The following is a 23,309-nucleotide window of genomic DNA, read 5'->3' on the forward strand; positions in this document are numbered from 1 at the left end:
GATAGCGAGAAGCCATCTTTCAACTTTCCTTCATGCGAAGAAAAGTATTACCCGGCATTAGCCCCGGTTTCCCGGGGTTATTCCGGTCTTACAGGCAGGTTGCCCACGTGTTACTCACCCGTCCGCCGCTCGTTCCACGAGCTTCACCTCAGATGAGGATCCACTCGCTTCCCGCGCTCGACTTGCATGTATTAGGCACGCCGCCAGCGTTCGTCCTGAGCCAGGATCAAACTCTCCATAAAAGTTAAGTTTGACTTGCTCATTTGCACACCGAATGTGCTTGTTTTGATTCACTTCTATAATAGAAGGAATTTCTTGACGTACTGGTTGGTTCGTTCAGTTTTCAAAGATCAAATGTTTTGTTTGCCGCTTTGTTAGCGACTTAATTAATTTATCACTTTCCATCGTTTTTGTCAACAACTTCTTGTGATTAATTTTGATGCCGTCTTGGCGACAAATAATAATTTATCATGTCTGCCATTCAGTGTCAACAACTTTTTTAATAAGTTTCAGTTGACGACTGCTCTTTTCTGTTTTCCCGACAACGTTTAATAATATAGCATAGGACAAAAAGATATTGCAATGCTTTTTTTGAAATTCCTTAAAAATTATTTGAGAGAAGGAGAAAAAAGCCCTGATGAACCATAGGGCTTTTCTCATTTAAGTTAGTTTTGTTTCTTCTTACGAGGCATATATTGTAGGCATTCTTCTCTTGTCGCGAATCTACGGAAAATTTGAAATAAAACTTCATACCGATCTTCCATTGCCCTCTTGAGCCCCTGATCGATTCGGTGATCTCCTAGGTCAAATGTGATTTCTTCCATTTCTCGCTTTAATAAGTATTCGATCTCTCTACGTTCTTGTTCATCAATGATTAAACCATGCATCTATATGGACCTCCCTGTTGAACAACTCTCTTTATTTTTACCCTAATTTCTGTGTTTTTAGCATAGGTTGTCCTTTTTTTCATATGTATAGAACATATTGGAAGGAAGGTGAGTCGGGCAATGAGTTTCTATACTTGGAAGACCGAGCGTTTAAAACGATATGGAGTCGTTGTCGTCCTGGCATTATTTTGCGCTCTTTTACTTTGGGTCGGCCAGTGGAGTCAGCTCCCCGTATTCTCAAACAATGGAGAACCACGCGCTTTGACACAAGGGAGTGAAAAACATTCGCAAGTCGCTCTCACTTTTAATATAAGCTGGGGAACGGACAAGGTTCATGATATCTTAAAGCAATTAGAAGCGCATAATGCTCAGGCGACTTTCTTTGTAAGTGGGGAATGGGCGGAACGTCACCCGGATATTATAACTAAAATTCATGAAGGGAAGCATGAAATCGGAATGATGGGTTATAAATACGAGAGTTATCTCGAACAAGAGCCTCAGCAAGTGCGGGCAGATATGAACCAGGCGAAAGAAATATTTGAAAAGTTAGGACACGAAAACATAAAATGGATCAGGCCACCTCATGGTCATATGGATAAAGAGGTGTTGAAAATGATTGAAGACCAGGGGATGCAGGCTGTTCAATGGAGTCTCAATACAAGGGATTGGGAAAACCCCGGAACGAATACCATTATAGATGCAGTTTTGAACGAAGGTTCCAAAGGGGATATCATCCTTATGCATGCTTCTGACTCAGTCAAACAGACACCAAAAGCTTTAGAAGTCATTCTTCCCGGCCTTAAGCAAAAGGGGCTGAAATTTGTCAGCATCACGGAACTTGTCAGTGGTGGAGAATCAGAAACTACACAAGTCGACTAAATAAAGATTCCAGAAAATCCGTCCATATTCATCCATAAGAAAGCCGCTGCCAAGCAGCGGCTTTCTTATGTTATACGTTTTTTGTTGATGTATTCGTCAAACGATGCAATAGAAGCAATTGATAAGCATTACATATAAAGAGAGGGATGACCATCAACCATATATAATCACTATCTTGCGCCCTTAATGCTGGGACCCATTCAATTGCTGTTACAACGACCATGAAAAATAAGGCAGGGACAAACGCCCCCTTATTGGTTTCTTTCGCTTTTACATATGCAACAATCACGGAAAGAACGAACAATCCTAGTGTTGTCCAAAAAAACGGCCAAACAGAGCCATCATCAGCTGCTTGATACCTAAAATACACAAGATCGAATAAGGCAAAGGCGATCAGAAACACTTGAACTGGAACCCACAAGGAACGAAAAAGCCCTTTTCCGAATTGATTAAGAGTAAGATAAGCAAAAAAACCCATCTGACTGAGGATACTGAATATAAATCCTAACCCTGAGAAAAATAACAATAATCCGAAGAGCTCGAATAACTGAAAAGGTTGCAGCACTTCAGCATATGAGTCATATTTGATAACAAAACTGATGATCAACGTGATGAGGCCGCCGATCAATAAGGTCGTTAAAAACAACCTTACCCATTTACGACTATTCACAAAAGTTTCCCCCTATTAAACAAAAGACTATTCCATCGTATTTTACCATGAAGCGGCCCTTTTTTCCTCTAGTCGTATAAAATTTGTCGAAACGCAGATATTAATACTAAGGAGAACATAAGAAAGGGGACATGCGATAATGTCCAAACTCCGCTTATTGTGTCCCGTCCTTATCCTTGTTTTCCTAGCCGCTTGTAATGGAGCAACAGGAGCAAGTGAACAGGCGGATTATGATACAACAAAGAAAATGGTCGTTGACATTCTGAAGTCAGATGATGGAAAGAAAGCCATGACTGAAGTCCTTTCTGATGAAAAAATGCAACAATCGATGGCACTTGAGTCAGAAGTTGTTTCACAGGCTGTTCAAAAGACGCTTGTATCAGAAGAAGGAAAAGCATTTTGGAGCAAACTGTTTTCCGATCCTAAATTCGTCCAAGAGTTCAGCAAAGTCCTTGAAGAGCAACAAAAGAAATTGATGAAAGGGCTCATGAAGGATGCTGAGTATCAGAAGTTGATGATCGAATTATATAAAAACCCGGAAATGATGGATCAAATGGTAACCGTCATGGAGGGCCAAAAGTTTAGAGCACACTTAGAAAAGACCATTGAAGAAACATTGAATAGTCCCGTTTTCCAAGCCAAGATGAGCGAAACACTGCTTAAAGCCGCGGAAAAGATGCAAAGCGGTGGCGGAGGGTCTGAATCCTCCGGCGGCCAAAGCGAGCAAGGCAGTGGTGGAGAAAGTGGCGGCGGTGGCGGTGGCGGCGGAAATGGCCAAGGCGGATAAAAAGTTGCAATATCAGGCCTGTCCATGGAAGCCTCGAATTGTCAGAGCAAAACGGTTTGAAGAATGAGGGTACCTTGCCTCTTCTCAATGCCAATCGTTGGTAAGGTAATTGGTCGGGGCGGGGCGAGCCGAATGCCGCCATCCGTAGAGGTTTATTCATTGAAATTCTCTCTCCTTCCCTCAAAAAAATCACGCACTCCCTTAAAAGGAGTGCGTGATTTTTCAATACTTATCAATAACCTTAGCAGCCATGTTTCGATAAACCTTTCCTATTGGGTGATCACTCTGATAAACAGATGGAGCAAAGACATCTTCCTCCTCATATGGTTGCTGAAGCGGGATATGTCCTAATACTCCTGTTTTCAGTGTTTCTGCGAGTTTCACTCCACCGCCACGTCCAAAGATGAATTCTTTGTTTCCCGTTTCTTTACTTTCAAAATAAGCCATGTTTTCCACAACACCGAGAATCTCATGCTCTGTCTTCAATGCCATCTGTCCTGCCCGGGCAGCAACAAATGCAGCGGTCGGGTGTGGTGTAGTAACTATAATCTCTTTAGAAGATGGAAGCATGGAGTGGACATCCAGTGCTACATCCCCAGTTCCTGGCGGCAGGTCAAGAAGAAGATAATCTAAGTCTCCCCACTCCACCTCTTTAAAGAAACTTGTCAGCATTTTTCCAAGCATAGGTCCACGCCATATGATTGGAGAGTTATCTTCAACAAAGAAGCCCATAGACACTACTTTGACACCGAAACGCTCAACGGGGATAATTTTCTCCCCACGTACGACCGGTCGCTCTTCGACTCCCATCATATCTGGAACACTAAACCCATAAATATCAGCATCAATGATTCCTACCTTTTTACCAAGGCGGGTAAGAGCGACAGCCAGGTTAACGGTAACGGTAGATTTCCCTACACCGCCTTTGCCACTAGCAATCGAGATGAACTTGGTTCCTGTGTTCCCGCCAAGCAAAGAAGCTTCTGCCCCTTCCGCTTCTGGCTGGAATTGCTGTATGACCTCATCAGGAAGCTGATCGAATCGTAAGCCGACTGTTGCAGCTCCTCCACTTTTCAGTGCATTGACGATTTTTTGCTGTAATTCCATCTGCTCAGCAGTATTCGTCTTACCAATGAGAATCTTCACACTGACATGATTCTTCTCTTCTTTAATTTTTATTTCTTCCACTCCACCGGTTTCTTCCAACGTTTTATGTAAAAACGGATCTTCGATTGAATGAAGGATTCCTAGTACTTTCTCTTCTGTCAACAAGCGGTTCACCATCCTTAAAAAATGTTTCATTACAGCTAGTATAACATATATGAAACGCTTTCTAAGGGATTTGCTTGAATCAATCCTCAGAAGAAATTTCCCTCTCCGTTACATAGCGAAGTACACCCTGGTAAATGGAGGCTGACATCTTCCTTTGATAATCATCAGTTTTTAATAATTCCCGTTCTCTTGGGTTAGACAAAAACCCTGCCTCCACCAAGACACCAGGAGTTTTTGCATGCTTGAGGATATAAATATTAGAAAGTCCGAATGTATCCCGCTTCGTTCCCCCAACGTTTTCTTTGATTTCAGACTGTATGAATTTGGCTAAATTTTTACTTTCTGAATTCTTAGGATAGTAAAAGGTTTGGGCCCCGCTCCATTTCTCGGATGGAATCGCATTTAAATGAAGGCTGATATATAGATCCGCTTCTTTTTCCTGGATATACTGGACACGGTTGCGGACATCTTCTGCCTGTCTTCTCCTTGCTTTTTCGGCCTCGTCCGAAGCAAGATCGTTATCATCATCACGAGTTAAATAAACGAGGGCACCTGCTTGTTGCAAATAATCTCGTAAATACTCAGCCATCTGCAATGTAATATCTTTTTCTTCCGTCCCATCTTTACCTGATGCACCAGCATCCGGTCCTCCGTGTCCAGGATCAAGCACAATCACCTTGCCTGAAAGAGGGGATGACCACACCGTCCATGCGTCTTTCACTTCCTGAATTGGGTAAGAGACTACACAGACGAGCACAATGATACCTACAAGCCACAAAAATGTTTTCATTCTCCGGATTAACATGCCTCACACTCCCTTATACTCCTCCCATAATCACTATATGGAGTGGAGTGGACAAATATGTGAGACCTATTGTGCTGTTCTTAAGAATTAACTAAAAAGAGAGGACCTTAAGGGAAAAGTATCTTTCCCTGTCAGCCCTCTTTGCTTAAACTTATTCTAATGGAGTGTAGTCACTTTCGATACAGTACATAAATTTGCACCTGAGATACTTTTTCTAACAGTAGGGGTTTAGTAAGCCGCCACATAAGAAGTACTGGATTAAGGCCCCACCCTTTTTATACCTATTCACCGAGCACGGCTGTATCCATAACTTTATAAAAGCAATCGAATATTATTTTCTGATGGATCCAACGTGTAAATGATTCCTGCCTCTTCCCAAACACGGGACCCCATAGTTCGAATTCGTTGTACCGCTTCCTTCCTTGAATAGCTATCCGGAAAGTGAATGTCGTACCATTTTAAACCTGCTTCGCTTTCCTCAGGAGGAGGTGCACCCGCCCCTTTCCACGTATTGAGTCCGATATGGTGGTGATATCCTTCTGAAGAAATGAACAATGCTTGATTACCTAACCGACTGACAATTTCCAAACCGAGACCATCACAATAAAACTGTTTCGCTGCCTCAAGATCTGAAACATGGAGATGAATATGTCCCATGACCGTTCTTTCCGGCAAACCAACCCACCCGCTATTGGTTTCAAATCGAAATAATTCCTCAAAATCTAATGGATCGACAGCCATTTTAACCTCGCCATCTCTCCATTCCCACATAGATGAAGGACGATCAATATAAACCTCAATCCCGTTCCCATCAGGGTCTGAGAAGTAAACCGCTTCACTGACAAGGTGATCAGATGAACCTAATGGGATCCCCATCTTGATCAAACGTTTAACCAAGTCAGCAAGGTCTGTTTTCTCAGGGAGCAATAGAGCGAAATGATAAAGTCCAGTCGTTCTACGAGAAGAGGAAATGATCTCTCCCCCTTCTTCTAGAACTAATAACGGTCTTGAGTCCCCTGCACTGAGAGAGACGCTACCTGATGATTTCTTCCAGACCTGAAAACCGATGACATTGGTATAGAAATCAAGCGATACATCCATGTCCACCACTTTTAATGTGACCTGATTGACATGGATGTTTTCTTTCTCATGAAATATCATTGCTCCTCACCTCGTTATATCCTTTATTAATAGTATAGGGGACCAAGGAGAAGCCGCAAATCAAAACGCCTCCAAGGTTTTATCACGTAAGAAAGTTTACTCAATTGGGTTACACTCCGTACTATGAGTAATTCTTAATCAGTTATAAACGAAAAAAAGACTCCCAACCGAATCGGTTGGGAGTCTTTTTGATAATCCAAAGATTAACGCTTGGAGAATTGTGGAGCGCGACGAGCACCTTTAAGACCGTATTTCTTACGCTCTTTCATACGTGCGTCACGAGTCAATAGACCTGCGCGCTTCAATGGTGTACGGTATTCAGGATCCGCTTGTAACAAAGCACGAGCGATTCCGTGACGGATTGCACCAGCTTGTCCTGTGAATCCACCGCCATCTACGTTTACATATACATCATAGTTACCTTCTGTTTCTGTAACAGCTAGAGGCTGTTTCAGAATCATACGAAGAGTTTCATATGGGAAAAAGTCTTCAGCATCACGTTTGTTTACTACTACACGACCAGTTCCTGGTACAAGACGTACACGAGCAGTTGAGCTCTTACGACGACCAGTACCTGAGTATTGTACTTGTGCCACTAGATTACCTCCTTTAATTATCCGCGAAGTTCATAAACTTCTGGTTTTTGTGCTTCATGCTTGTGTTCCGCTCCAGCGTACACATGAAGTTTCTTGCCCATCTTACGTCCAAGACTTCCTTTTGGAAGCATACCTTTTACAGCAAGTTCCAGCATTTGCTCAGGGTATTTCGTACGCATTTCGTTAGCTGTACGGGATTTCAAACCACCAACGTGGTTGGAGTGACGATAATAGATCTTATCGTTGATTTTGTTCCCTGTAAGTTGGATCTCACCAGCGTTGATGATGATAACGTGATCACCTGTATCAACATGTGGCGTGTATGTTGGTTTATTTTTACCGCGAAGGATCGCAGCAACTTCGCTCGCTAAACGGCCAAGTGTTTGCCCTGCAGCATCCACAACATACCATTTACGTTCAACGTTGTTTTCATTTGCCATGAAAGTTGTGCGCATATCGGTTTCCCTCCTGAATTGTTTGATTTTCACATAGACGTCAAAACTGCTTTATCATTTATCTCAAATACGATTAGTTTTCCGGGGCTAACCGTGGTACAGAAATAAAATGCCATAGAATATAATATAACACTCCACAACCATATGTCAAGGGCATGCACACCTGGATTCGTTGTTTTTTAAAAAAGCTCTATTCCAAATCCATGGATTTTTGAATCACGGCTCCGACATTCTTAATAGAATACCTCCCATAAGAACAAACCTTGAGGAGGAGCTGTCTTTCCAGCTGCCCCCCGGTCTTTTGCCTCTATGATTGCCAATATATCTTCAGGCGTACGTTCATTACGCCCGACCTCCAGAAGGGTCCCTACCAAAATTCGCACCATATTATAAAGAAAGCCTGAGCCACGGAATGTGAAAATCACTTCATCCAATTGTTTCTTCACATCCGCTTCATAAATGGTACGAACTTTACTTCCTTTAATATCTGTCTTCGGAGAACAAAAAGAAGTAAAATCATTTTCTCCTTTTAAATAATGACAGGCTTTTACCATTGCATCCATATCAAGTGACGCTTTTACGTGATGGGTATAATGCCTGCGGAATAAATCCGGCTCCTTGTGGTTTCTTACAAAATAGCGATACTCTTTCCCTATGGTATCATAGCGAGCATGGAAATCTTCAGCTACTTGTTCGACCGACTTAATATGGATATCGTCTGGCAAAATGGAAGTGAGGGCACGCTTCCAATTGTCCGGAGGAATGGAAAGCGGTGTATCAAAATGAATTACCTGCCCCATTGCATGCACTCGAGCATCCGTTCGACCAGAAGCCGTCACTTTCACCGGTTCGCCTTTGTGTACTTTTTTTAGCGCCTTCTCTAACTCAGCTTGAATGGTATTGCCATTAGGTTGAACTTGGTATCCTACATAATTCGTGCCATCATAACGGACGACCATACGATATCTGCTCATTTCATTATCCTCCACATTAGCTTCTTGTCATGAATAAGGCGATCACTAATAGAACAAACACACCGTATACGAGCACATCTATTTTTGTAAGTTGCAGCTCCCTTAGTTTGGTTCTACCTTCCCCTCCTTGGTACCCACGTGCTTCCATCGCCATAGCAAGCTCCTCAGCCCGTTTGAAGGCACTCACGAACAAAGGGACCAATAGAGGGACTACAGCCCTCACACGGTCTTTAAATGAGCCTGTGCGAAAGTCTACTCCTCTTGAAGCTTGTGCTTTAGAAATCTTTTCCGTTTCCTGCATTAAAGTAGGAATGAAGCGGAGGGAAATGGACATCATTAGAGCCAATTCATGGACAGGGAACCTCAATTTTTTCAATGGACCTAATAACTCTTCAATCGCATCTGTGATTTCAATAGGAGTCGTCGTCAATGTTAAAAGGGAGGTTACGAGAATCAAGAGGAAAAACCTTAAAGAAATCGCTCCCCCTTGGATTAAACCTTCTCTATACACATCCCATCCAAATAAAGAAAAAGCGACATCGCCTTCCCTTGTGACAAACAGATGGAGCAAGAAGGTGAACAGAATCAAAAACCAGACCGGCTTGAGACCTTTCATGATGTATCGGAAAGGCACTTTGGAGAGCAAAGCACTTCCAATAGCGAAAAGAGTCAATACACCATAACTCATAACAGAGTTAGCAAAAAACACGATCACAACATAGAAAAAGATAATAGCGATTTTCGAGCGAGGGTCCAGGCGGTGGATCACGGAATCTGCTGGTATATATTGACCAATTATCATAGAACTACTCATGATCGCTGTCCCCTCTCACTTTAAGGGTTAATTCTTTTGCTAACTCGGCTATGTCCTGCCCTCTATATTCGATCTCCACTCCATATTCCTTCTTCGCTCTCCTTAAAAAGTCCATCACTTCAGGAACATCAAGTTGAACTTTCTCAAGCGCATCGTGTTGCTTGAAAATCTCTAAGGGTGTCCCTTCCCTATATATTTCTCCTTGGTTCAGGATGATGATATGATCCGCATATGCAAGCGCATCTTCCATGCTGTGAGTGACCAATATCGTCGTCAAACCTTTCTCCTTGTGAAGGTCTTTGAACATATCCATGATATCCTTTTGCCCTCTAGGATCAAGACCAGCGGTCGGCTCGTCTAAGACAAGGACCTCTGGGTTCATGGCAAGGACTCCAGATATCGCTACCCTGCGCATTTGACCACCACTCAAATCAAATGGGGAACGTTCAAGCAATTCATCTGGCAGCTTAGTCGCCTGGACTGCTTCTTTAATCCTTCGATCGATTTCCATTTTTTCAACACCAAAATTATGGGGCCCAAAAGCAATGTCTTTGGCTACGGTTTCCTCAAACAATTGGTGCTCTGGATATTGGAATACTACCCCGACCTGCTCCCTCAGGCCTCTCAGGTTTTTGGTTTTCTCCCCTGCCTGAAGCTTATATTTCCCGATTTGAATACTTCCTTCTGTCGGTTGCAGCAACCCGTTCAATTGTTGGATTAGCGTGGATTTCCCGGATCCCGTATGTCCAATCACAGCTACATAGGACCCTGATTTAATAGAAAAAGTAATATCATTCAGAGCTCTATGCTCAAACGGGCTATTCGGTTGGTAAATGTAACTTACATGTTCGAACGAGATGTCCATAAATCCTCCAATAACTCCTGGTGATTGAGTGGCTCACGTGCAAGGCTCACACCTTCTGCTTTCAAGTGGTCTGCCATTTTGCTTACAAACGGAGTATCCAAGCCAATTTCAGTCAAATGATCTTTACTAGAGAATACTTCTCTCGGTGATCCCTCCATCCATACCTCACCACTATTCATGACAAGAACCCTTGAGGCTTGTGTCACTTCTTGAAGGTCGTGAGTAATGGTGATTAGAGAAAGGTCTCTTTCTTGCTGTACCTCCCGGACGGTTTGCATAATCTCTTTTCTTCCTTTGGGGTCCAGCATAGCTGTCGCCTCATCTAAAATGATGAACTTAGGGGATACAGCTAAAACGCTGGCAATAGCAATACGTTGCTTTTGACCTCCTGATAAACGGTGGGGTTCGTATCGTTCAAAATCTTCCATCCGAACAGCTTTTAAACTTTCTTTAATGCGTTCCACCATCAGATCGCGCGGCATCCCGTGGTTTTCCATTCCAAATGCAACATCATCACGTACCGTTGTGCCAACAAATTGGTTATCTGGGTTTTGAAATACCATCCCTACTTCTTTTCGGATATCCCATACAGACTCTTGGGATACTTTCATGCCATCCACGAATATTTCCCCCTCTTGAGGAAATAAAAGCCCATTCATCAATTTAGCAATGGTCGACTTACCTGAACCATTATGACCAATGATGGCAACCCATTCATTGGGACCGATCGTGAAGCTCACATTTTTTAAAACCCAGGGCATATCCTCCTGATACCGAAAAGATACGTTGCGAAACTCGACTTGTCTCTCTCCCATCTGTGTTCCTCCTCTGCTCAACTGACTATTTCCTGGGAAATGCGACATCATATCCGATCAACCAATCGACATATGACAACAGCATTCATTATTTGGATATAAAAAAAGGGCTGGATGTAACCTCACGATGAGATTCAGTCCTGCCCTTTTACCCCGATGGTATTCATTAAACTAGTTCAATGATCGCAATTTTAGCTCCATCGCCTTTACGCTCGCCTAGCTTAAGTACACGAGTGTAGCCGCCTTGACGGTCTTCATAACGTGGGCCAATGTCAGAGAATAGCTTTTGCAAAGCTGTTTGTTCTCCTTCTTCATCAGCTTGAGCGTTATAAAGGAATGATTCAGCTTGACGACGGGCATGTAGATCGCCGCGTTTTCCTAGTGTAATCATTTTCTCTACAACAGGGCGAAGCTCTTTTGCTTTAGCTTCTGTTGTTTCTAAACGTTCATGAATGATCAGGTCAGTCGCTAAGTTACGAAGTAGCGCCATACGCTGATCTGTAGTACGTCCTAGTTTTCTAGCCATTGATAATCCCTCCCTTTTCTGGATCTCTTAGATGTGTTCTATCAAATCAATCTTCTTTTCTTAGACCTAAGCCCAATTCATCCAACTTGTGCTTCACTTCTTCAAGTGACTTGCGACCAAGGTTTCGAACCTTCATCATGTCTTCTTCAGACTTATTCGCAAGCTCTTGCACTGTGTTGATGCCAGCGCGCTTCAAGCAGTTGTAAGAACGGACAGAAAGGTCAAGTTCTTCGATTGTCATTTCCAGAACTTTTTCTTTTTGGTCCTCTTCTTTTTCAACCATGATTTCAGCCTTTTGGGCTTCATCTGTAAGGCCTACAAAGATGTTGAGGTGTTCCATATAGATTTTAGCCCCAAGAGAGATCGCTTCTTCTGGACGAATACTTCCGTCCGTCCATACATCCAACGTCAACTTATCGAAGTTAGATGTTTGACCGATTCTAGTGTTCTCTACTTGATACGTCACACGGGATACTGGCGTAAAGATAGAGTCAACTGGAATAACGCCGATTGGTAGATCCTCATGGTTATTTCCTTCTGCCGGACGATATCCTCGACCGCGTTCTGCTGTAATACGAGCACGGAAGCTGGAATTACTATCAAGTGTTGCAATATGAAGGTCTGGATTCAGAACTTCTACATCACTATCGTGCGTAATGTCAGCTGCTGTAACGTTACCTTCACCCTGTACATCGATCTCCAAAGTCTTCTCTTCGTCCGAATAAACTTTCAAAGCTAGTTTCTTTAGGTTCAGAATGACAGTTGTTACATCCTCGACGACACCTTCAATAGTAGAAAACTCATGAAGGACTCCATCAATTTGAACTGATGTGACAGCAGAGCCGGGAAGTGAGGATAACAGGATACGACGCAAGGAGTTCCCTAGAGTTGTACCATACCCACGTTCTAGCGGTTCTACGACGAACTTACCAAAAGTAGACTCATCGCTGATCTCGACCGTTTCAATCTTTGGCTTTTCAATTTCGATCATTTACACTAAACACTCCTTCAAAACGTCGAAACCCCGGTTAGACGATAGGTCTAACCGAAATTCCTCAGGTAGGCAGTCCCGATAAAAAGACAACTGCATATTTTCTCTGTCTATTGCGGTGCTGATTAAAAGCTATCATAACCCATTATAGACAGGGTGACAAATTCTATTCAGAACTATTATACGCGACGACGTTTTGGTGGGCGGCAACCATTGTGTGGTACTGGAGTTACGTCACGGATTGCCGTAATATCAAGACCTGCTGCTTGTAGAGAACGGATTGCTGCTTCACGACCAGCACCAGGGCCTTTTACTGTTACTTCTAGAGTTTTCATGCCGTTATCCATCGCATCTTTCGCTGCAGCTTCAGAAGCCATTTGAGCAGCGAATGGAGTGGACTTACGGGAACCTTTGAAACCAAGAGAACCAGCACTACTCCATGAGATTACGTTACCTTGGACATCGGTGATCGTTACGATTGTGTTGTTGAAAGTAGAACGGATGTGCGCGACACCTGTCTCTATATTCTTTTTCACGCGACGTTTACGACTACGAGTGTTTCCTTTACGTGCCATATAGTTAGCTTACCTCCTTTGTGTTGCTATTTATTTACGCTTGTTAGCCACTGTACGACGTGGGCCTTTACGTGTGCGAGAGTTGTTCTTCGTCTTCTGTCCACGAAGTGGAAGTCCGCGACGGTGACGGATACCGCGGTAAGAACCGATCTCAATCAAACGTTTGATGTTTAGAGAGTTCTCACGACGAAGATCACCTTCCGTGTTGTGTTGTTCAACAGCTTGACGGATCTTAGCTAGTTCATCTTCTGTAAGATCACGAACACGAGTATTTTCAGAGACACCAGCTTCAGCTAGGACGTCTTTGGCAAGGGATTTACCGATACCATAGACATAAGTTAGTGATACGACAACGCGCTTATCACGTGGAATATCTACACCTGCAATACGTGCCATAAGTTACGTGCACCTCCTTCAGTTTTAACCTTGTTTTTGTTTATGCTTAGGGTTTTCACAGATAACCATGACTTTACCTTTACGTTTGATGACTTTGCACTTTTCGCAAATTGGTTTTACAGAAGGCCTTACCTTCATCATCCATACCTCCTTTAATATCGGAGTTTTATTTATAACGGTACGTAATACGTCCTTTAGTTAAGTCATAAGGGGAAAGTTCTACCGTTACCTTGTCTCCAGGTAAGATTCGAATGAAGTGCATACGAATTTTACCAGAAACGTGTGCTAAAACGGAGTGACCGTTCTCGAGTTCAACCTTGAACTGCGCGTTCGGTAAGGTTTCAACGACGGTCCCTTCTACTTCAATTACATCGTCTTTCGCCATCGAGTTGATCTCCCTTCTTCAAATCAGTCACTGCTTCATTGACATATTTTGATACGGCAAATCGAAGCTTGCCATTTGTGACCCGACCAGTTTCCAGAAGGCTGTCCTGGACTTCCGGAGAGATGAAATCCATAAGCTCAACGTGTTGCAAATTCTTTTTCTTTGGTCGATCATACTTACGTTTCTCTCCGTCGGCAAGCAGCACAAAGCGGCCATCCAGCACATCGATTACTACCGCGTACTGTCCTGCCTCACGCCCCTGCACAATACGAACAATTTGACCTATTCGTGGACTCGACTCAGATTCGTTCAAAAACGATCACCTTCATTTAGGATTTAGTAAGGATTTCGTATCCTTCCTCCGTAATCGCGATGGTGTGCTCGAAATGGGCGCACATCTTTCCATCTTGAGTGACTACCGTCCAATGATCGCCGAGCGTCTTCACATAACGAGAGCCAGCATTCACCATTGGTTCAACCGCCAAAACCATTCCGGGTTTGAGACGTGGTCCTTTGTTGGGTGGTCCATAATGAGGGATCTGGGGATCCTCATGAAGTTCCTGCCCCACTCCGTGCCCTACGTATTCTCTAACAATCGAAAAACCCTCTGGTTCGACATAACTCTGAATAGCATGGGATATATTTGAAAGGCGTACACCTGGTTTCGCTTCATCAAGTCCTTTAAACAATGCTTGCTCAGTAACTTTCAGCAATTCCATGTCTTCATTATTCACAGTGCCAACTGGATACGTCCATGCTGAATCACCATGATAACCTTTATATTTGGCACCGATATCGATGCTAATAATATCACCGTCGTCCAGGACCCTGTCACCAGGGATACCATGGACTAATTCTTCGTTGACAGATGCACAGATACTGCCACGGAATCCATTATAACCTTTAAAAGATGGGATTGCATCCATACTGCGTATGAATTCATCAGCAATCTTATCCAATTCTCCGGTAGTTATACCTGGTCGGATGTTTTGTTTCAGTTTCTTGTGTGTCAAAGCGACAATTCGCCCTGCTTCACGCATAATATCCAATTCCCGTGGAGTCTTACAAATAATCATTCAGCTAGTTCCCCCAGCTTTTGATCGATGTCTTTGAATACTTCGTTGATATCTCTATCACCTTCGAATGATACCAAATAACCTTTGCCACGATAGAAATCAAGTAGAGGTTGTGTTTGCTCGACATTAACCTCAATACGCTTTCTTACGGTTTCCGGTTGATCATCTTCACGTTGAATCAATTCAGAACCATCATGGTCACATTTACCATCCACTTTCGGTGGGTTGAAGACTACATGATAGGTTGCCCCACAGGTCGGGCAGATGCGTCGTCCAGTCAGACGCTCGATGAGTTGCTCCTTAGGAACATCGATATGAAGTACATAGTCTAAAGACTCTTCCATATCTGACAAGAGATTCTCAAGTGCTTCTGCTTGGGCGATTGTCCTCGGGAAACCATCTAGTAGGAAACCTTTTTGACAATCAGGTTTGCTTAGACGCTCGCGAACGATTCCGATGGTTACTTCATCAGGAACCAACTCACCTTTGTCCATATAGGATTTGGCTTCTTTGCCAAGTGCTGTTCCTTCTTTGATAGCTAAACGGAACATATCTCCTGTTGAGATATGAGGGATGTTATATTTTTCGACTATCTTCTCAGCCTGTGTGCCTTTACCAGCACCAGGGAGACCCATCAGAATTAAATTCAACGTTTTCCCCTCGCTCTCGTTTATTCATTAGTTTTGACACTAATTATTTAATGAATCCTTCATAGTGACGTTTCACTAACTGGCTTTCGAGCTGTTTCATAACCTGTAAAGCAACACCAACTACGATGAGCAATCCAGTTCCTCCGATTTGAATACTTGGAGGCAGCTGCGCAGCAGAGCCCAAGATAATCGGTAAGATTGATACAGCTGCAAGAAAGATGGAACCTACGAATGTCAATCGGTACATCACCCGTGTTAAATACGTTTCCGTATTAGCACCAGGACGAATGCCTGGGATATACCCGCCTTGCTTCTTCAAGTTTTCGGCCATTTGTTCCGGGTTCACCTGAACAAATGTATAGAAGTAAGTGAAAGCGATGATCAATGCTACATAGATGATCATTCCAGGCCAGTTTTGATAGTCAAATATATATTGAATGACAGAAGCAACTTCGCTGTTCTCGAAAAGCCCAGCAACGGTTCTTGGTGCGATAATGAATGAAATCGCAAAAATGACCGGGATGACTCCTGCTGCATTCACTTTTAGTGGTAAATGAGTGGAATGCCCACCTACTGGTGAACGATTAACCAATCGTTTCGCATATTGAATAGGAATCTTACGAAGGGCTTGTTGGATGAATATTACACCGACAACGACCGCAACGATGACAAGCACAATCAAAGCAATGATTACTAAGTTGATGAACAATTCTTCTCCAGCACCGGAAATATACTGATCATACAACTGGTTCACCCCTGTTGGGATTGCTGCTACGATTCCTGCGAAAATCAGGATGGAAATACCATTTCCAACGCCATGTGAAGTGATTTGCTCACCAAGCCACATAAGAAACGCAGTTCCGCCCGTTAAAACAAGGGCAATAATCAAGAATGTTGTTACGCCCGGGTTTGCGATCAGCTGACCCCCTGCCAGAGCGTTAAAACCTATAGACATGCCGATTGCTTGAATAAAAGCGAGAACGATCGTTCCATAGCGGGTAAACTGAGCTAATTTTCGACGGCCAACCTCACCTTGCTTTTTCCATTCCGCAAACTTAGGAACAACGTCCATCTGCAACAATTGCATGATGATGGAGGCAGTGATATAGGGCATGATCCCCATAGCAAAGATGGAGAAGTTTTGCAATGCCCCGCCTCCAAATGTGTTCAGAAAGCCGAACGCATTTTGTTCATCCATGAAATTGATGGCTTCTCTGTTTGTAAAAGGAACCGGGATGAATGTTCCCAGGCGAAAAACAACGAGCATCAACAAAGTGAATATGATCTTCCGTCGAATGTCACCCACGCGCATAAAATTGGAGATTGTCCGGAACATTAAATCACCTCAGTTTGACCGCCCGCTGCTTCAATTGCTTCTTTAGCGGAAGCAGAGAACTTGTGAGCTTTCACTGTAAGTTTTTTCTCGATTGAACCTTTAGCTAGCACTTTGATTCCGGCTTTTTGATTACTCACCACACCAGACTCTAGCAATAGCTCAGGAGTAACCTCTGTGCCTTCTTCAAAACGATTCAGTGCATCAAGGTTGATAATCGCAAATTCCTTACGGTGAACGTTAGTGAAACCACGCTTAGGTAGACGTTGGAATAGTGGCATTTGACCACCTTCGAAACCTGGACGAGTTTTGCTGCCAGAACGTTGACCTTGACCTTTGTGTCCACGTCCGGAAGTCTTACCGTTACCAGAAGCCATTCCACGACCTACGCGGTTACGTTCTTTACGAGTGCCTTTAGCCGCTTTTAGTTCATGAAGTTTCATGCGTTGCACCTCCTTATAACTTTTGTAAGATTATACTTCTTTAACCGAAACTAGGTGAGACACCTTTTTAGCCATACCTCGGATCGCTGGGTTATCTTCAAGTACGACAGTTTGACGGATCTTATTCAGACCTAGCGCCTTGACAGTAGAGCGCTGATCTTGCGGTCTACCAATAACACTGCGCGTGAGGGTAATTTCTAACTGTTTAGCCATTTTATTTCCCTCCTTATCCTACAGTTCTTCTACAGACTTGCCACGAAGTTTTGCGACATCTTCTGCGCGCTTAAGCTCGCTAAGTCCAGTGATTGTAGCACGTACCATGTTGATCGGTGTGTTAGAACCAAGTGACTTAGATAGAATATCTTGAACACCTGCAAGCTCAAGTACCGCACGTACTGGTCCACCAGCGATAACTCCAGTACCTTCTGCTGCTGGTTTCATAAGAATGTTACCTGCACCAAAACGTCCGTTGATTTCGTGTGGAATCGTCGTGCCTTTAACAGATACTGTGATTAGATTTTTCTTCGCATCATCAATGGCTTTCTTGATCGCTTCCGGTACCTCTTGGGCTTTACCTGTACCGAATCCGACATGACCATTTTTATCTCCTACTACAACCAATGCAGCAAAACGGAAACGACGTCCACCTTTTACTACCTTAGCTACACGGTTGATGGTAACTACGCGTTCTTCAAGATCAAGTTTGTTAGGGTCGATGTTTGTAATCATTTATGTCCCTCCTTTAACTATTAAAATTCTAGGCCGGCTTCGCGAGCGGCTTCTGCTAGGGCTTTTACACGGCCATGGTACAAGTAACCTCCGCGGTCGAATACAACAACTTTAAAACCATTGTCGATCGCACGCTTCGCTACCATTTCACCGACTTTTTGAGCAGCCTCTACATTGCCTGTAGCATCAAGATTGAAGTCATTGTCAACAGTGGATGCACTTGCTACTGTTACTTGGCTTTCATCATTGATTAGTTGAGCATAAATGTGTTTGTTAGAGCGGTATACGTTCAAACGTGGGCGTTCCGCTGTGCCAAATACGTTTTTACGAACGCGCGCGTGACGCTTTTTACGTACGACATTTTTATCTGCCTTCGTGATCATCTGGGTCACTCCTTTCTATACATTACCTAAGAACCTTACTTAGCTGTTTTACCTTCTTTTCTGCGTACATGTTCGCCTTCGTAGCGAATTCCTTTACCTTTATAAGGCTCTGGAGGACGGATTGCACGAATCTTCGCTGCAACAGCGCCGACTAGTTCTTTGTCGATTCCTTTAACTGTAACCTTTGTGTTAGAAGGGACTTCGATTTCGATACCTTCACGGTTCTCGACTTCAACAGGGTGAGAGTAACCAGCGTTGATGACTACATTTTGACCCTGTTTCTGAGCACGGTAACCTACACCGATGATTTCAAGGCTCTTTTCAAAGCCTTTAGAAACACCTTCAACCATGTTAGCGATCAGGCTGCGTGTAGTACCGTGAAGAGCACGGTGATCTTTATGGTCGCTTGGACGTGCTACAGATAGAACGTTATCCTCGACCTTAACCGTAATATCCTTGTGGAAAGTACGAGTCAATTCACCTTTAGGCCCCTTAACCGTAATTGTGTTATTATCCTGAATGATTTCTACACCTTCAGGGATTTCAAGAGTTTTTAAACCTACGCGAGACATATTTTTGCACCTCCTGTCTGATCTGTTTTTTTACCAGACGTAAGCTAGAACTTCGCCACCGATGGCTTGTTCACGAGCTTCTTTGTCTGTCAATACACCTTTTGAAGTGGATACGACGGCTACACCTAAACCGTTAAGAACTTTAGGAAGTTCTTCAGCGTTAGCGTAAACACGTAGACCTGGTTTACTGATACGCTTCACACCAGAGATTACACGCTCGTTGTTTTGACCGTACTTAAGGAAGATGCGAAGGACACCTTGTTTGTTGTCTTCTACAAACTCATAGTCACGTACAAAACCTTCACGCTTAAGGATATCAGCGATTTCTTTCTTTACGTTGGAAGCTGGAAGTTCAAGCTTCTCGTGACGTACCATATTGGCGTTACGAATACGTGTCAGCATATCTGCAATTGGATCTGTCATTGTCATAACTCATTTACCTCCTTCCCTGTTTCGGGTTTACCAGCTGGCTTTTTTGACACCAGGGATTTGTCCTTTATATGCAAGTTCACGGAAACAAATACGGCAAAGCTTAAACTTACGAAGTACGGAATGCGGGCGTCCGCAGCGTTCACAACGAGTGTATTCGCGTACTTGGTATTTCTGTTTACGCTGTTGCTTCGCGACCATTGATTTTTTAGCCACTATTTTCCCTCCTTATAGTTAGCTCATTATTTTTGGAACGGCATACCGAATTGAGCTAATAGTTCACGTGCTTCTTCGTCAGAGTCAGCAGTTGTGACGATAACGATATCCATACCACGCACTTTATTTACTTTATCGTAGTCGATTTCTGGGAAAATCAATTGCTCTTTAACACCTAGCGTGTAGTTTCCACGACCATCAAAAGCTTTCTTAGAAATACCACGGAAGTCACGCACACGTGGTAGAGATACGGCGATCAGCTTTTGGAAGAATTCGTACATACGCTCTCCACGAAGAGTTACCTTCGCGCCGATTGGCATACCTTCACGTAGGCGGAATCCAGCAATTGATTTCTTAGCTTTAGTGATAACTGGTTTTTGACCAGTGATCGTTGTAAGTTCTTCTACTGCTGTATCAAGTGCTTTTGCGTTCTGAACAGCATCGCCAACACCCATGTTGATTACGATTTTCTCAATTTTAGGTGTTTGCATGATGGAATCATATTCAAACTTGTTCATCAGAGATGGAACAATTTCTTCTTGATATTGTTTCTTTAGTTCGTTCATCGTGTGCCCTCCTTTCATTTATGGCTTATTTATCTAGTGCTTCACCAGATTTTTTCGCGATACGAACTTTCTTACCGTCTTCGACTTTGTAACCAACACGTGTCGGCTCGCCAGTCTTAGGATCGATCGGCATTACGTTGGATACGTGAATCGCTGCTTCTTGTGTCAAGATACCACCCTGAGGATTCTCCTGAGAAGGTTTAGCGTGTTTTTTCACTTCGTTTACACCTTCCACAAGAACACGATCTTTTTTCGGATAAGCTTCAAGGACTGTTCCTTGTTTGCCTTTATCCTTACCAGTAATGACCATTACTTTGTCACCTTTTTTTACGTGCATTCTTCGCGCACCTCCTTAACAAGGCATTTCATTCAGACTTTTATAATACTTCTGGAGCTAGAGATACAATCTTCATGAATTTAGCATCACGAAGTTCACGAGCAACCGGTCCAAAGATACGAGTACCGCGTGGCCCTTTATCATCACGAACGATTACTGCTGCGTTTTCATCAAAACGGATGTAAGAACCATCTTTACGGCGTACCCCACTCTTAGAACGTACAATAACTGCTTTCACTACTTCACCTTTTTTAACAACGCCCCCTGGTGTTGCCTGTTTCACAGTAGCAGTGATGATATCACCAATGTTAGCTGTCTTACGGCCAGATCCACCCAAGACTTTAATCGTTTGGATTTCACGTGCACCAGAGTTATCTGCAACTTTCAGACGAGACTCCTGTTGAATCATACCATGTAACCTCCCTTCGGATTAACTCCGAGCGAATTTTATTTAGATAATGACAGACTCTTCAACAACTTCTAGCAAACGGAAACGCTTGGAAGCTGACAACGGACGAGTTTCCATGATGCTTACGATGTCGCCATTTTTTGCTTGGTTGTTTTCGTCATGTGCTTTGAACTTTTTAGAATACTTTACGCGCTTGCCGTAAAGCTTGTGGAACTTATAAGTTTCTACTAGTACAGTGATGGTTTTATCCATTTTGTCAGAAACAACACGGCCAGTATAAACTTTACGATTATTACGTTCAGTCATGTGAGGGTGACCTCCTCTCATCTATTAGTTATTTACGCCTAGCTCACGTTCACGAGCAACAGTCTTCATACGAGCGATGGACTTGCGAACTTCACGGATACGTGCAGTGTTCTCAAGTTGACCTGTTGCCAATTGGAAGCGTAGGTTGAAAAGTTCTTCTTTAAGAGACTTAACTTTTTGTTCAATTTCGGCAGTGGTTAATTCACGGATCTCATTAGCCTTCATTGATTTCACCACCAATTTCTTCACGTTTTACGAATTTTGTACGGATCGGCAGTTTATGTGAAGCAAGACGCAGCGCTTCGCGTGCAACCTCTTCTGATACACCTGCGATCTCGAACATGATTTTCCCTGGCTTCACGACAGCGACGAAACCTTCTGGAGCACCTTTACCGGAACCCATACGTACTTCTAGGGGCTTAGCAGTATAAGGCTTATCAGGGAAGATTTTAATCCAAACTTTACCGCCACGTTTCATGTAACGAGTCATCGCAATACGCGCTGCCTCGATTTGACGGGCTGTGATCCATGCTGGATCGATTGCTTGCAAACCATACTCACCGAACGCTACTTCCGTACCGCCTTTAGCGCGGCCTTTTAAGCTAGTGCGGTGTTGACGACGATATTTAACACGTTTAGGCATTAACATAATGCTTTTCCCCCTTCCTTACTTATCAGTTTTAGTTGGAAGGACTTCTCCACGATAGATCCACACTTTAACACCAAGCTTACCGTAAGTGGTGTCAGCTTCAGCAGTTCCGTAATCGATATCTGCACGAAGTGTGTGTAGTGGTACTGTTCCTTCACTGTAATATTCAGCACGAGCGATATCCGCGCCACCTAGACGACCAGATACTTGGGTACGAATACCTTTAGCTCCTGCACGCATTGCGCGTTGGATTGTTTGTTTTTGAGCACGACGGAAAGATACGCGGTTTTCCAATTGACGTGCGATATTGTCTGCTACAAGGGTAGCGTCTAGATCTGGCTTTTTCACTTCAATGATGTTGATGTGAACGCGTTTGCCAGTTAGTTGGTTTAGAGCTTTACGAAGTGCTTCTACTTCTGAACCGCCTTTACCGATAACCATTCCTGGCTTAGCTGTGTGCACAGTAATGTTTACACGGTTCGCTGCACGTTCGATTTCTACCGTAGAAAGAGCAGCATCTTTAAGACGATTTTCAACATATTCACGAATCTTAATGTCTTCATGTAACAAGTCTGCATAGTCTTTGCCAGCGTACCACTTGGATTCCCAATCGCGGATAACGCCGATACGAAGACCTACCGGATTAATTTTTTGACCCACTGATTATCCCTCCTTTTTTTCTGATACGACCACTGTAATGTGGCTTGTGCGTTTGTTGATTTGGCTTGCGCGGCCCATTGCACGAGGGCGGAAACGTTTAAGTGTTACACCTTCGTTTACAAACGCTTCGGAAACGTATAGGTTTTCCGGATCCATTTCATAGTTGTGTTCTGCGTTGGCGATCGCAGAGTTAAGAAGTTTCTCGACTACTGGAGATGCGCCACGTTGTGTCAGTCGTAGTGTAGCTAGAGCTTCACCTACATTTTTTCCTCGAATTAAATCAATTACCAAACGAGCTTTACGAGGAGCGATACGAACGGTTTTCGCAACTGCTTTAGCTTGCATTAGAGTGCCTCCTCTCTATATTAACGTTTTGTTTTCTTATCGTCGCCAGAGTGTCCCTTGAACGTACGGGTTGGCGCGAATTCACCTAGTTTATGACCTACCATGTCTTCAGTAACATAAACTGGTACGTGCTTGCGTCCGTCATAAACGGCAATTGTGTGTCCGACAAAGTTAGGGAAGATAGTGGAACGACGAGACCAAGTCTTTACGACCTGCTGTTTGTTATCTTCGTTCAACTTCTCGACTTTGTTCATTAAATGATCATCTACAAAAGGTCCTTTTTTCAGGCTGCGGCCCATGAATAAACCTCCCTTCGCGATTGAGAGACGGGTTTTATTGCCCGCCCGACAACC

Annotated in this window: 39 protein-coding genes and 1 rRNA gene; 2 read left to right on the top strand and 38 right to left on the bottom strand. The window is 43.5% G+C overall.

Annotated features, from left to right (window positions below):
- Positions 1-242 (bottom strand): 16S ribosomal RNA (locus BMZ58_RS19175); the annotation flags it as partial.
- 423 nt (positions 243-665) lie between these two features.
- A complete protein-coding gene (locus BMZ58_RS19180; RefSeq protein ID WP_075038149.1) occupies positions 666-887 on the bottom strand; it encodes a hypothetical protein in 222 nt (73 codons plus the stop codon).
- Positions 888-1,007: 120 nt separating this feature from the next.
- Here BMZ58_RS19180 and pdaB point away from each other — a divergent pair, with 120 nt between their 5' ends.
- Positions 1,008-1,766: a polysaccharide deacetylase family sporulation protein PdaB gene (pdaB, locus tag BMZ58_RS19185; RefSeq protein ID WP_075038150.1), complete on the top strand. Its 759-nt coding sequence runs from the start codon at positions 1,008-1,010 to the stop codon at positions 1,764-1,766.
- Positions 1,767-1,836: 70 nt separating this feature from the next.
- Here pdaB and BMZ58_RS19190 read toward each other — a convergent pair whose 3' ends face one another.
- Complete coding sequence (locus tag BMZ58_RS19190; RefSeq protein WP_075038151.1) at positions 1,837-2,436, bottom strand: KinB-signaling pathway activation protein; 600 nt, start codon at positions 2,434-2,436, stop codon at positions 1,837-1,839.
- 139 nt (positions 2,437-2,575) lie between these two features.
- On the opposite strand from BMZ58_RS19190, the gene gerD reads away from it, so the two are divergent.
- Positions 2,576-3,223 (top strand): spore germination lipoprotein GerD, encoded by a 648-nt coding sequence (gerD, locus tag BMZ58_RS19195; RefSeq protein ID WP_075038152.1) that lies wholly within the window; start codon positions 2,576-2,578, stop codon positions 3,221-3,223.
- Positions 3,224-3,445: 222 nt separating this feature from the next.
- On the opposite strand, the gene BMZ58_RS19200 is transcribed toward gerD, so the two are convergent.
- The 35 genes from BMZ58_RS19200 to rpsS all read right to left on the bottom strand — a co-directional run bounded on the left by BMZ58_RS19200 (position 3,446) and on the right by rpsS (position 23,255).
- On the bottom strand, positions 3,446-4,495 hold the full coding sequence (locus BMZ58_RS19200; RefSeq protein ID WP_075038153.1) for an Mrp/NBP35 family ATP-binding protein: 1,050 nt from the start codon (positions 4,493-4,495) through the stop codon (positions 3,446-3,448).
- A 79-nt stretch (positions 4,496-4,574) separates the two neighbouring features.
- A complete protein-coding gene (gene cwlD / locus BMZ58_RS19205) occupies positions 4,575-5,285 on the bottom strand; it encodes an N-acetylmuramoyl-L-alanine amidase CwlD (RefSeq protein ID WP_075038210.1) in 711 nt (236 codons plus the stop codon).
- A gap of 327 nt (positions 5,286-5,612) precedes the next feature.
- The gene (locus tag BMZ58_RS19210) at positions 5,613-6,461 is read right to left on the bottom strand and encodes a VOC family protein (protein WP_075038154.1); all 849 of its coding nucleotides are present in this window, start codon (positions 6,459-6,461) and stop codon (positions 5,613-5,615) included.
- Positions 6,462-6,664: 203 nt separating this feature from the next.
- The gene (gene rpsI, locus BMZ58_RS19215) at positions 6,665-7,057 is read right to left on the bottom strand and encodes a 30S ribosomal protein S9 (RefSeq protein WP_075038155.1); all 393 of its coding nucleotides are present in this window, start codon (positions 7,055-7,057) and stop codon (positions 6,665-6,667) included.
- 17 nt (positions 7,058-7,074) lie between these two features.
- A complete protein-coding gene (gene rplM / locus BMZ58_RS19220; RefSeq protein ID WP_075038156.1) occupies positions 7,075-7,512 on the bottom strand; it encodes a 50S ribosomal protein L13 in 438 nt (145 codons plus the stop codon).
- A 233-nt stretch (positions 7,513-7,745) separates the two neighbouring features.
- Complete coding sequence (gene truA / locus BMZ58_RS19225; protein WP_075038157.1) at positions 7,746-8,486, bottom strand: tRNA pseudouridine(38-40) synthase TruA; 741 nt, start codon at positions 8,484-8,486, stop codon at positions 7,746-7,748.
- A gap of 16 nt (positions 8,487-8,502) precedes the next feature.
- On the bottom strand, positions 8,503-9,300 hold the full coding sequence (locus BMZ58_RS19230; protein WP_075038158.1) for an energy-coupling factor transporter transmembrane component T family protein: 798 nt from the start codon (positions 9,298-9,300) through the stop codon (positions 8,503-8,505).
- Complete coding sequence (locus BMZ58_RS19235) at positions 9,293-10,165, bottom strand: energy-coupling factor ABC transporter ATP-binding protein (protein ID WP_075038159.1); 873 nt, start codon at positions 10,163-10,165, stop codon at positions 9,293-9,295. Before BMZ58_RS19235 ends, BMZ58_RS19230 begins: the two co-directional genes overlap by 8 nt.
- Positions 10,141-10,980 carry an energy-coupling factor ABC transporter ATP-binding protein gene (locus BMZ58_RS19240; protein ID WP_075038160.1) on the bottom strand — a complete coding sequence of 280 codons (840 nt, stop codon included), beginning with the start codon at positions 10,978-10,980 and terminating at the stop codon, positions 10,141-10,143. Before BMZ58_RS19240 ends, BMZ58_RS19235 begins: the two co-directional genes overlap by 25 nt.
- Before the next feature lie 166 nt (positions 10,981-11,146).
- Positions 11,147-11,506, bottom strand: coding sequence for a 50S ribosomal protein L17 (rplQ, locus tag BMZ58_RS19245; RefSeq protein WP_075038161.1), 360 nt, complete (start codon positions 11,504-11,506; stop codon positions 11,147-11,149).
- A 46-nt stretch (positions 11,507-11,552) separates the two neighbouring features.
- The gene (locus BMZ58_RS19250) at positions 11,553-12,497 is read right to left on the bottom strand and encodes a DNA-directed RNA polymerase subunit alpha (RefSeq protein ID WP_075038162.1); all 945 of its coding nucleotides are present in this window, start codon (positions 12,495-12,497) and stop codon (positions 11,553-11,555) included.
- Positions 12,498-12,676: 179 nt separating this feature from the next.
- Positions 12,677-13,072, bottom strand: a complete 396-nt coding sequence (gene rpsK, locus BMZ58_RS19255; protein WP_075038163.1) for a 30S ribosomal protein S11 — start codon at positions 13,070-13,072, stop codon at positions 12,677-12,679.
- A 30-nt stretch (positions 13,073-13,102) separates the two neighbouring features.
- Complete coding sequence (gene rpsM / locus BMZ58_RS19260; protein WP_075038164.1) at positions 13,103-13,468, bottom strand: 30S ribosomal protein S13; 366 nt, start codon at positions 13,466-13,468, stop codon at positions 13,103-13,105.
- 24 nt (positions 13,469-13,492) lie between these two features.
- Complete coding sequence (gene rpmJ / locus BMZ58_RS19265) at positions 13,493-13,606, bottom strand: 50S ribosomal protein L36 (RefSeq protein ID WP_002509257.1); 114 nt, start codon at positions 13,604-13,606, stop codon at positions 13,493-13,495.
- Between the two features lie 28 nt (positions 13,607-13,634).
- The gene (infA, locus tag BMZ58_RS19270; protein ID WP_008636026.1) at positions 13,635-13,853 is read right to left on the bottom strand and encodes a translation initiation factor IF-1; all 219 of its coding nucleotides are present in this window, start codon (positions 13,851-13,853) and stop codon (positions 13,635-13,637) included.
- Positions 13,831-14,166 (bottom strand): KOW domain-containing RNA-binding protein, encoded by a 336-nt coding sequence (locus BMZ58_RS19275; protein ID WP_035511657.1) that lies wholly within the window; start codon positions 14,164-14,166, stop codon positions 13,831-13,833. The genes infA and BMZ58_RS19275 overlap by 23 nt, the downstream gene beginning before the upstream one ends.
- 16 nt (positions 14,167-14,182) lie before the next feature.
- Positions 14,183-14,929 carry a type I methionyl aminopeptidase gene (gene map, locus BMZ58_RS19280; protein ID WP_075038165.1) on the bottom strand — a complete coding sequence of 249 codons (747 nt, stop codon included), beginning with the start codon at positions 14,927-14,929 and terminating at the stop codon, positions 14,183-14,185.
- Positions 14,926-15,579 carry an adenylate kinase gene (locus BMZ58_RS19285; protein ID WP_075038166.1) on the bottom strand — a complete coding sequence of 218 codons (654 nt, stop codon included), beginning with the start codon at positions 15,577-15,579 and terminating at the stop codon, positions 14,926-14,928. The genes map and BMZ58_RS19285 overlap by 4 nt, the downstream gene beginning before the upstream one ends.
- A 43-nt stretch (positions 15,580-15,622) precedes the next feature.
- Positions 15,623-16,915 carry a preprotein translocase subunit SecY gene (secY, locus tag BMZ58_RS19290; RefSeq protein WP_075038167.1) on the bottom strand — a complete coding sequence of 431 codons (1,293 nt, stop codon included), beginning with the start codon at positions 16,913-16,915 and terminating at the stop codon, positions 15,623-15,625.
- Positions 16,915-17,355 (bottom strand): 50S ribosomal protein L15, encoded by a 441-nt coding sequence (rplO, locus tag BMZ58_RS19295; RefSeq protein ID WP_075038168.1) that lies wholly within the window; start codon positions 17,353-17,355, stop codon positions 16,915-16,917. Before rplO ends, secY begins: the two co-directional genes overlap by 1 nt.
- Before the next feature lie 30 nt (positions 17,356-17,385).
- A complete protein-coding gene (rpmD, locus tag BMZ58_RS19300) occupies positions 17,386-17,568 on the bottom strand; it encodes a 50S ribosomal protein L30 (protein ID WP_075038169.1) in 183 nt (60 codons plus the stop codon).
- A gap of 18 nt (positions 17,569-17,586) precedes the next feature.
- Positions 17,587-18,081 (bottom strand): 30S ribosomal protein S5, encoded by a 495-nt coding sequence (rpsE, locus tag BMZ58_RS19305; protein ID WP_341864794.1) that lies wholly within the window; start codon positions 18,079-18,081, stop codon positions 17,587-17,589.
- 23 nt (positions 18,082-18,104) lie between these two features.
- Positions 18,105-18,467 carry a 50S ribosomal protein L18 gene (gene rplR / locus BMZ58_RS19310; RefSeq protein WP_075038171.1) on the bottom strand — a complete coding sequence of 121 codons (363 nt, stop codon included), beginning with the start codon at positions 18,465-18,467 and terminating at the stop codon, positions 18,105-18,107.
- Positions 18,468-18,502: 35 nt separating this feature from the next.
- Positions 18,503-19,039 (bottom strand): 50S ribosomal protein L6, encoded by a 537-nt coding sequence (gene rplF, locus BMZ58_RS19315; protein ID WP_075038172.1) that lies wholly within the window; start codon positions 19,037-19,039, stop codon positions 18,503-18,505.
- Between the two features lie 30 nt (positions 19,040-19,069).
- On the bottom strand, positions 19,070-19,468 hold the full coding sequence (gene rpsH / locus BMZ58_RS19320) for a 30S ribosomal protein S8 (RefSeq protein ID WP_075038173.1): 399 nt from the start codon (positions 19,466-19,468) through the stop codon (positions 19,070-19,072).
- A 30-nt stretch (positions 19,469-19,498) separates the two neighbouring features.
- The gene (locus tag BMZ58_RS19325; protein ID WP_035511674.1) at positions 19,499-19,684 is read right to left on the bottom strand and encodes a type Z 30S ribosomal protein S14; all 186 of its coding nucleotides are present in this window, start codon (positions 19,682-19,684) and stop codon (positions 19,499-19,501) included.
- Between the two features lie 26 nt (positions 19,685-19,710).
- Entirely contained in the window at positions 19,711-20,250 is a 540-nt protein-coding gene (gene rplE / locus BMZ58_RS19330; RefSeq protein WP_075038174.1) for a 50S ribosomal protein L5, read from the bottom strand.
- A gap of 25 nt (positions 20,251-20,275) precedes the next feature.
- Complete coding sequence (gene rplX / locus BMZ58_RS19335) at positions 20,276-20,587, bottom strand: 50S ribosomal protein L24 (RefSeq protein ID WP_075038175.1); 312 nt, start codon at positions 20,585-20,587, stop codon at positions 20,276-20,278.
- A 40-nt stretch (positions 20,588-20,627) separates the two neighbouring features.
- Positions 20,628-20,996, bottom strand: a complete 369-nt coding sequence (gene rplN, locus BMZ58_RS19340; RefSeq protein WP_035511677.1) for a 50S ribosomal protein L14 — start codon at positions 20,994-20,996, stop codon at positions 20,628-20,630.
- A 42-nt stretch (positions 20,997-21,038) separates the two neighbouring features.
- Entirely contained in the window at positions 21,039-21,302 is a 264-nt protein-coding gene (gene rpsQ, locus BMZ58_RS19345; protein ID WP_035511679.1) for a 30S ribosomal protein S17, read from the bottom strand.
- A 24-nt stretch (positions 21,303-21,326) separates the two neighbouring features.
- Positions 21,327-21,527: a 50S ribosomal protein L29 gene (gene rpmC, locus BMZ58_RS19350; RefSeq protein ID WP_008636054.1), complete on the bottom strand. Its 201-nt coding sequence runs from the start codon at positions 21,525-21,527 to the stop codon at positions 21,327-21,329.
- Positions 21,517-21,951, bottom strand: coding sequence for a 50S ribosomal protein L16 (gene rplP, locus BMZ58_RS19355; protein WP_027953416.1), 435 nt, complete (start codon positions 21,949-21,951; stop codon positions 21,517-21,519). Before rplP ends, rpmC begins: the two co-directional genes overlap by 11 nt.
- A gap of 18 nt (positions 21,952-21,969) precedes the next feature.
- Positions 21,970-22,611, bottom strand: a complete 642-nt coding sequence (gene rpsC, locus BMZ58_RS19360) for a 30S ribosomal protein S3 (RefSeq protein WP_075038176.1) — start codon at positions 22,609-22,611, stop codon at positions 21,970-21,972.
- Positions 22,612-22,614: 3 nt separating this feature from the next.
- A complete protein-coding gene (rplV, locus tag BMZ58_RS19365; protein ID WP_035511684.1) occupies positions 22,615-22,956 on the bottom strand; it encodes a 50S ribosomal protein L22 in 342 nt (113 codons plus the stop codon).
- A gap of 20 nt (positions 22,957-22,976) precedes the next feature.
- A complete protein-coding gene (gene rpsS, locus BMZ58_RS19370) occupies positions 22,977-23,255 on the bottom strand; it encodes a 30S ribosomal protein S19 (protein WP_075038177.1) in 279 nt (92 codons plus the stop codon).
- Positions 23,256-23,309: the final 54 nt, after the last annotated feature.

The sequence above is a fragment of the Halobacillus dabanensis genome, assembly GCF_900114165.1.
In the GTDB taxonomy this organism is placed as follows: Bacteria; Bacillota; Bacilli; order Bacillales; family Halobacillaceae; genus Halobacillus; species Halobacillus dabanensis.

Bases quoted from the DNA above. Each gene is read 5' to 3' on its own strand.
- BMZ58_RS19180 (WP_075038149.1), bottom strand. From the start codon at position 887: ATGCATGGTTTAATCATTGATGAACAAGAACGTAGAGAGATCGAATAC.
- pdaB (WP_075038150.1), top strand. From the start codon at position 1,008: ATGAGTTTCTATACTTGGAAGACCGAGCGTTTAAAACGATATGGAGTC.
- gerD (WP_075038152.1), top strand. From the start codon at position 2,576: ATGTCCAAACTCCGCTTATTGTGTCCCGTCCTTATCCTTGTTTTCCTA.
- cwlD (WP_075038210.1), bottom strand. From the start codon at position 5,285: ATGAAAACATTTTTGTGGCTTGTAGGTATCATTGTGCTCGTCTGTGTA.
- BMZ58_RS19210 (WP_075038154.1), bottom strand. From the start codon at position 6,461: ATGATATTTCATGAGAAAGAAAACATCCATGTCAATCAGGTCACATTA.
- rplM (WP_075038156.1), bottom strand. From the start codon at position 7,512: ATGCGCACAACTTTCATGGCAAATGAAAACAACGTTGAACGTAAATGG.
- truA (WP_075038157.1), bottom strand. From the start codon at position 8,486: ATGAGCAGATATCGTATGGTCGTCCGTTATGATGGCACGAATTATGTA.
- BMZ58_RS19230 (WP_075038158.1), bottom strand. From the start codon at position 9,300: ATGAGTAGTTCTATGATAATTGGTCAATATATACCAGCAGATTCCGTG.
- BMZ58_RS19235 (WP_075038159.1), bottom strand. From the start codon at position 10,165: ATGGACATCTCGTTCGAACATGTAAGTTACATTTACCAACCGAATAGC.
- BMZ58_RS19240 (WP_075038160.1), bottom strand. From the start codon at position 10,980: ATGGGAGAGAGACAAGTCGAGTTTCGCAACGTATCTTTTCGGTATCAG.
- rplQ (WP_075038161.1), bottom strand. From the start codon at position 11,506: ATGGCTAGAAAACTAGGACGTACTACAGATCAGCGTATGGCGCTACTT.
- BMZ58_RS19250 (WP_075038162.1), bottom strand. From the start codon at position 12,497: ATGATCGAAATTGAAAAGCCAAAGATTGAAACGGTCGAGATCAGCGAT.
- rpsK (WP_075038163.1), bottom strand. From the start codon at position 13,072: ATGGCACGTAAAGGAAACACTCGTAGTCGTAAACGTCGCGTGAAAAAG.
- rpsM (WP_075038164.1), bottom strand. From the start codon at position 13,468: ATGGCACGTATTGCAGGTGTAGATATTCCACGTGATAAGCGCGTTGTC.
- rpmJ (WP_002509257.1), bottom strand. From the start codon at position 13,606: ATGAAGGTAAGGCCTTCTGTAAAACCAATTTGCGAAAAGTGCAAAGTC.
- infA (WP_008636026.1), bottom strand. From the start codon at position 13,853: ATGGCGAAAGACGATGTAATTGAAGTAGAAGGGACCGTCGTTGAAACC.
- map (WP_075038165.1), bottom strand. From the start codon at position 14,929: ATGATTATTTGTAAGACTCCACGGGAATTGGATATTATGCGTGAAGCA.
- secY (WP_075038167.1), bottom strand. From the start codon at position 16,915: ATGTTCCGGACAATCTCCAATTTTATGCGCGTGGGTGACATTCGACGG.
- rplO (WP_075038168.1), bottom strand. From the start codon at position 17,355: ATGAAACTTCATGAACTAAAAGCGGCTAAAGGCACTCGTAAAGAACGT.
- rpmD (WP_075038169.1), bottom strand. From the start codon at position 17,568: ATGGCTAAACAGTTAGAAATTACCCTCACGCGCAGTGTTATTGGTAGA.
- rplR (WP_075038171.1), bottom strand. From the start codon at position 18,467: ATGATCACGAAGGCAGATAAAAATGTCGTACGTAAAAAGCGTCACGCG.
- rplF (WP_075038172.1), bottom strand. From the start codon at position 19,039: ATGTCTCGCGTAGGTTTAAAAACTCTTGAAATCCCTGAAGGTGTAGAA.
- rpsH (WP_075038173.1), bottom strand. From the start codon at position 19,468: ATGACAATGACAGATCCAATTGCAGATATGCTGACACGTATTCGTAAC.
- rplE (WP_075038174.1), bottom strand. From the start codon at position 20,250: ATGAACGAACTAAAGAAACAATATCAAGAAGAAATTGTTCCATCTCTG.
- rplX (WP_075038175.1), bottom strand. From the start codon at position 20,587: ATGCACGTAAAAAAAGGTGACAAAGTAATGGTCATTACTGGTAAGGAT.
- rplN (WP_035511677.1), bottom strand. From the start codon at position 20,996: ATGATTCAACAGGAGTCTCGTCTGAAAGTTGCAGATAACTCTGGTGCA.
- rpsQ (WP_035511679.1), bottom strand. From the start codon at position 21,302: ATGACTGAACGTAATAATCGTAAAGTTTATACTGGCCGTGTTGTTTCT.
- rpmC (WP_008636054.1), bottom strand. From the start codon at position 21,527: ATGAAGGCTAATGAGATCCGTGAATTAACCACTGCCGAAATTGAACAA.
- rplP (WP_027953416.1), bottom strand. From the start codon at position 21,951: ATGTTAATGCCTAAACGTGTTAAATATCGTCGTCAACACCGCACTAGC.
- rplV (WP_035511684.1), bottom strand. From the start codon at position 22,956: ATGCAAGCTAAAGCAGTTGCGAAAACCGTTCGTATCGCTCCTCGTAAA.
- rpsS (WP_075038177.1), bottom strand. From the start codon at position 23,255: ATGGGCCGCAGCCTGAAAAAAGGACCTTTTGTAGATGATCATTTAATG.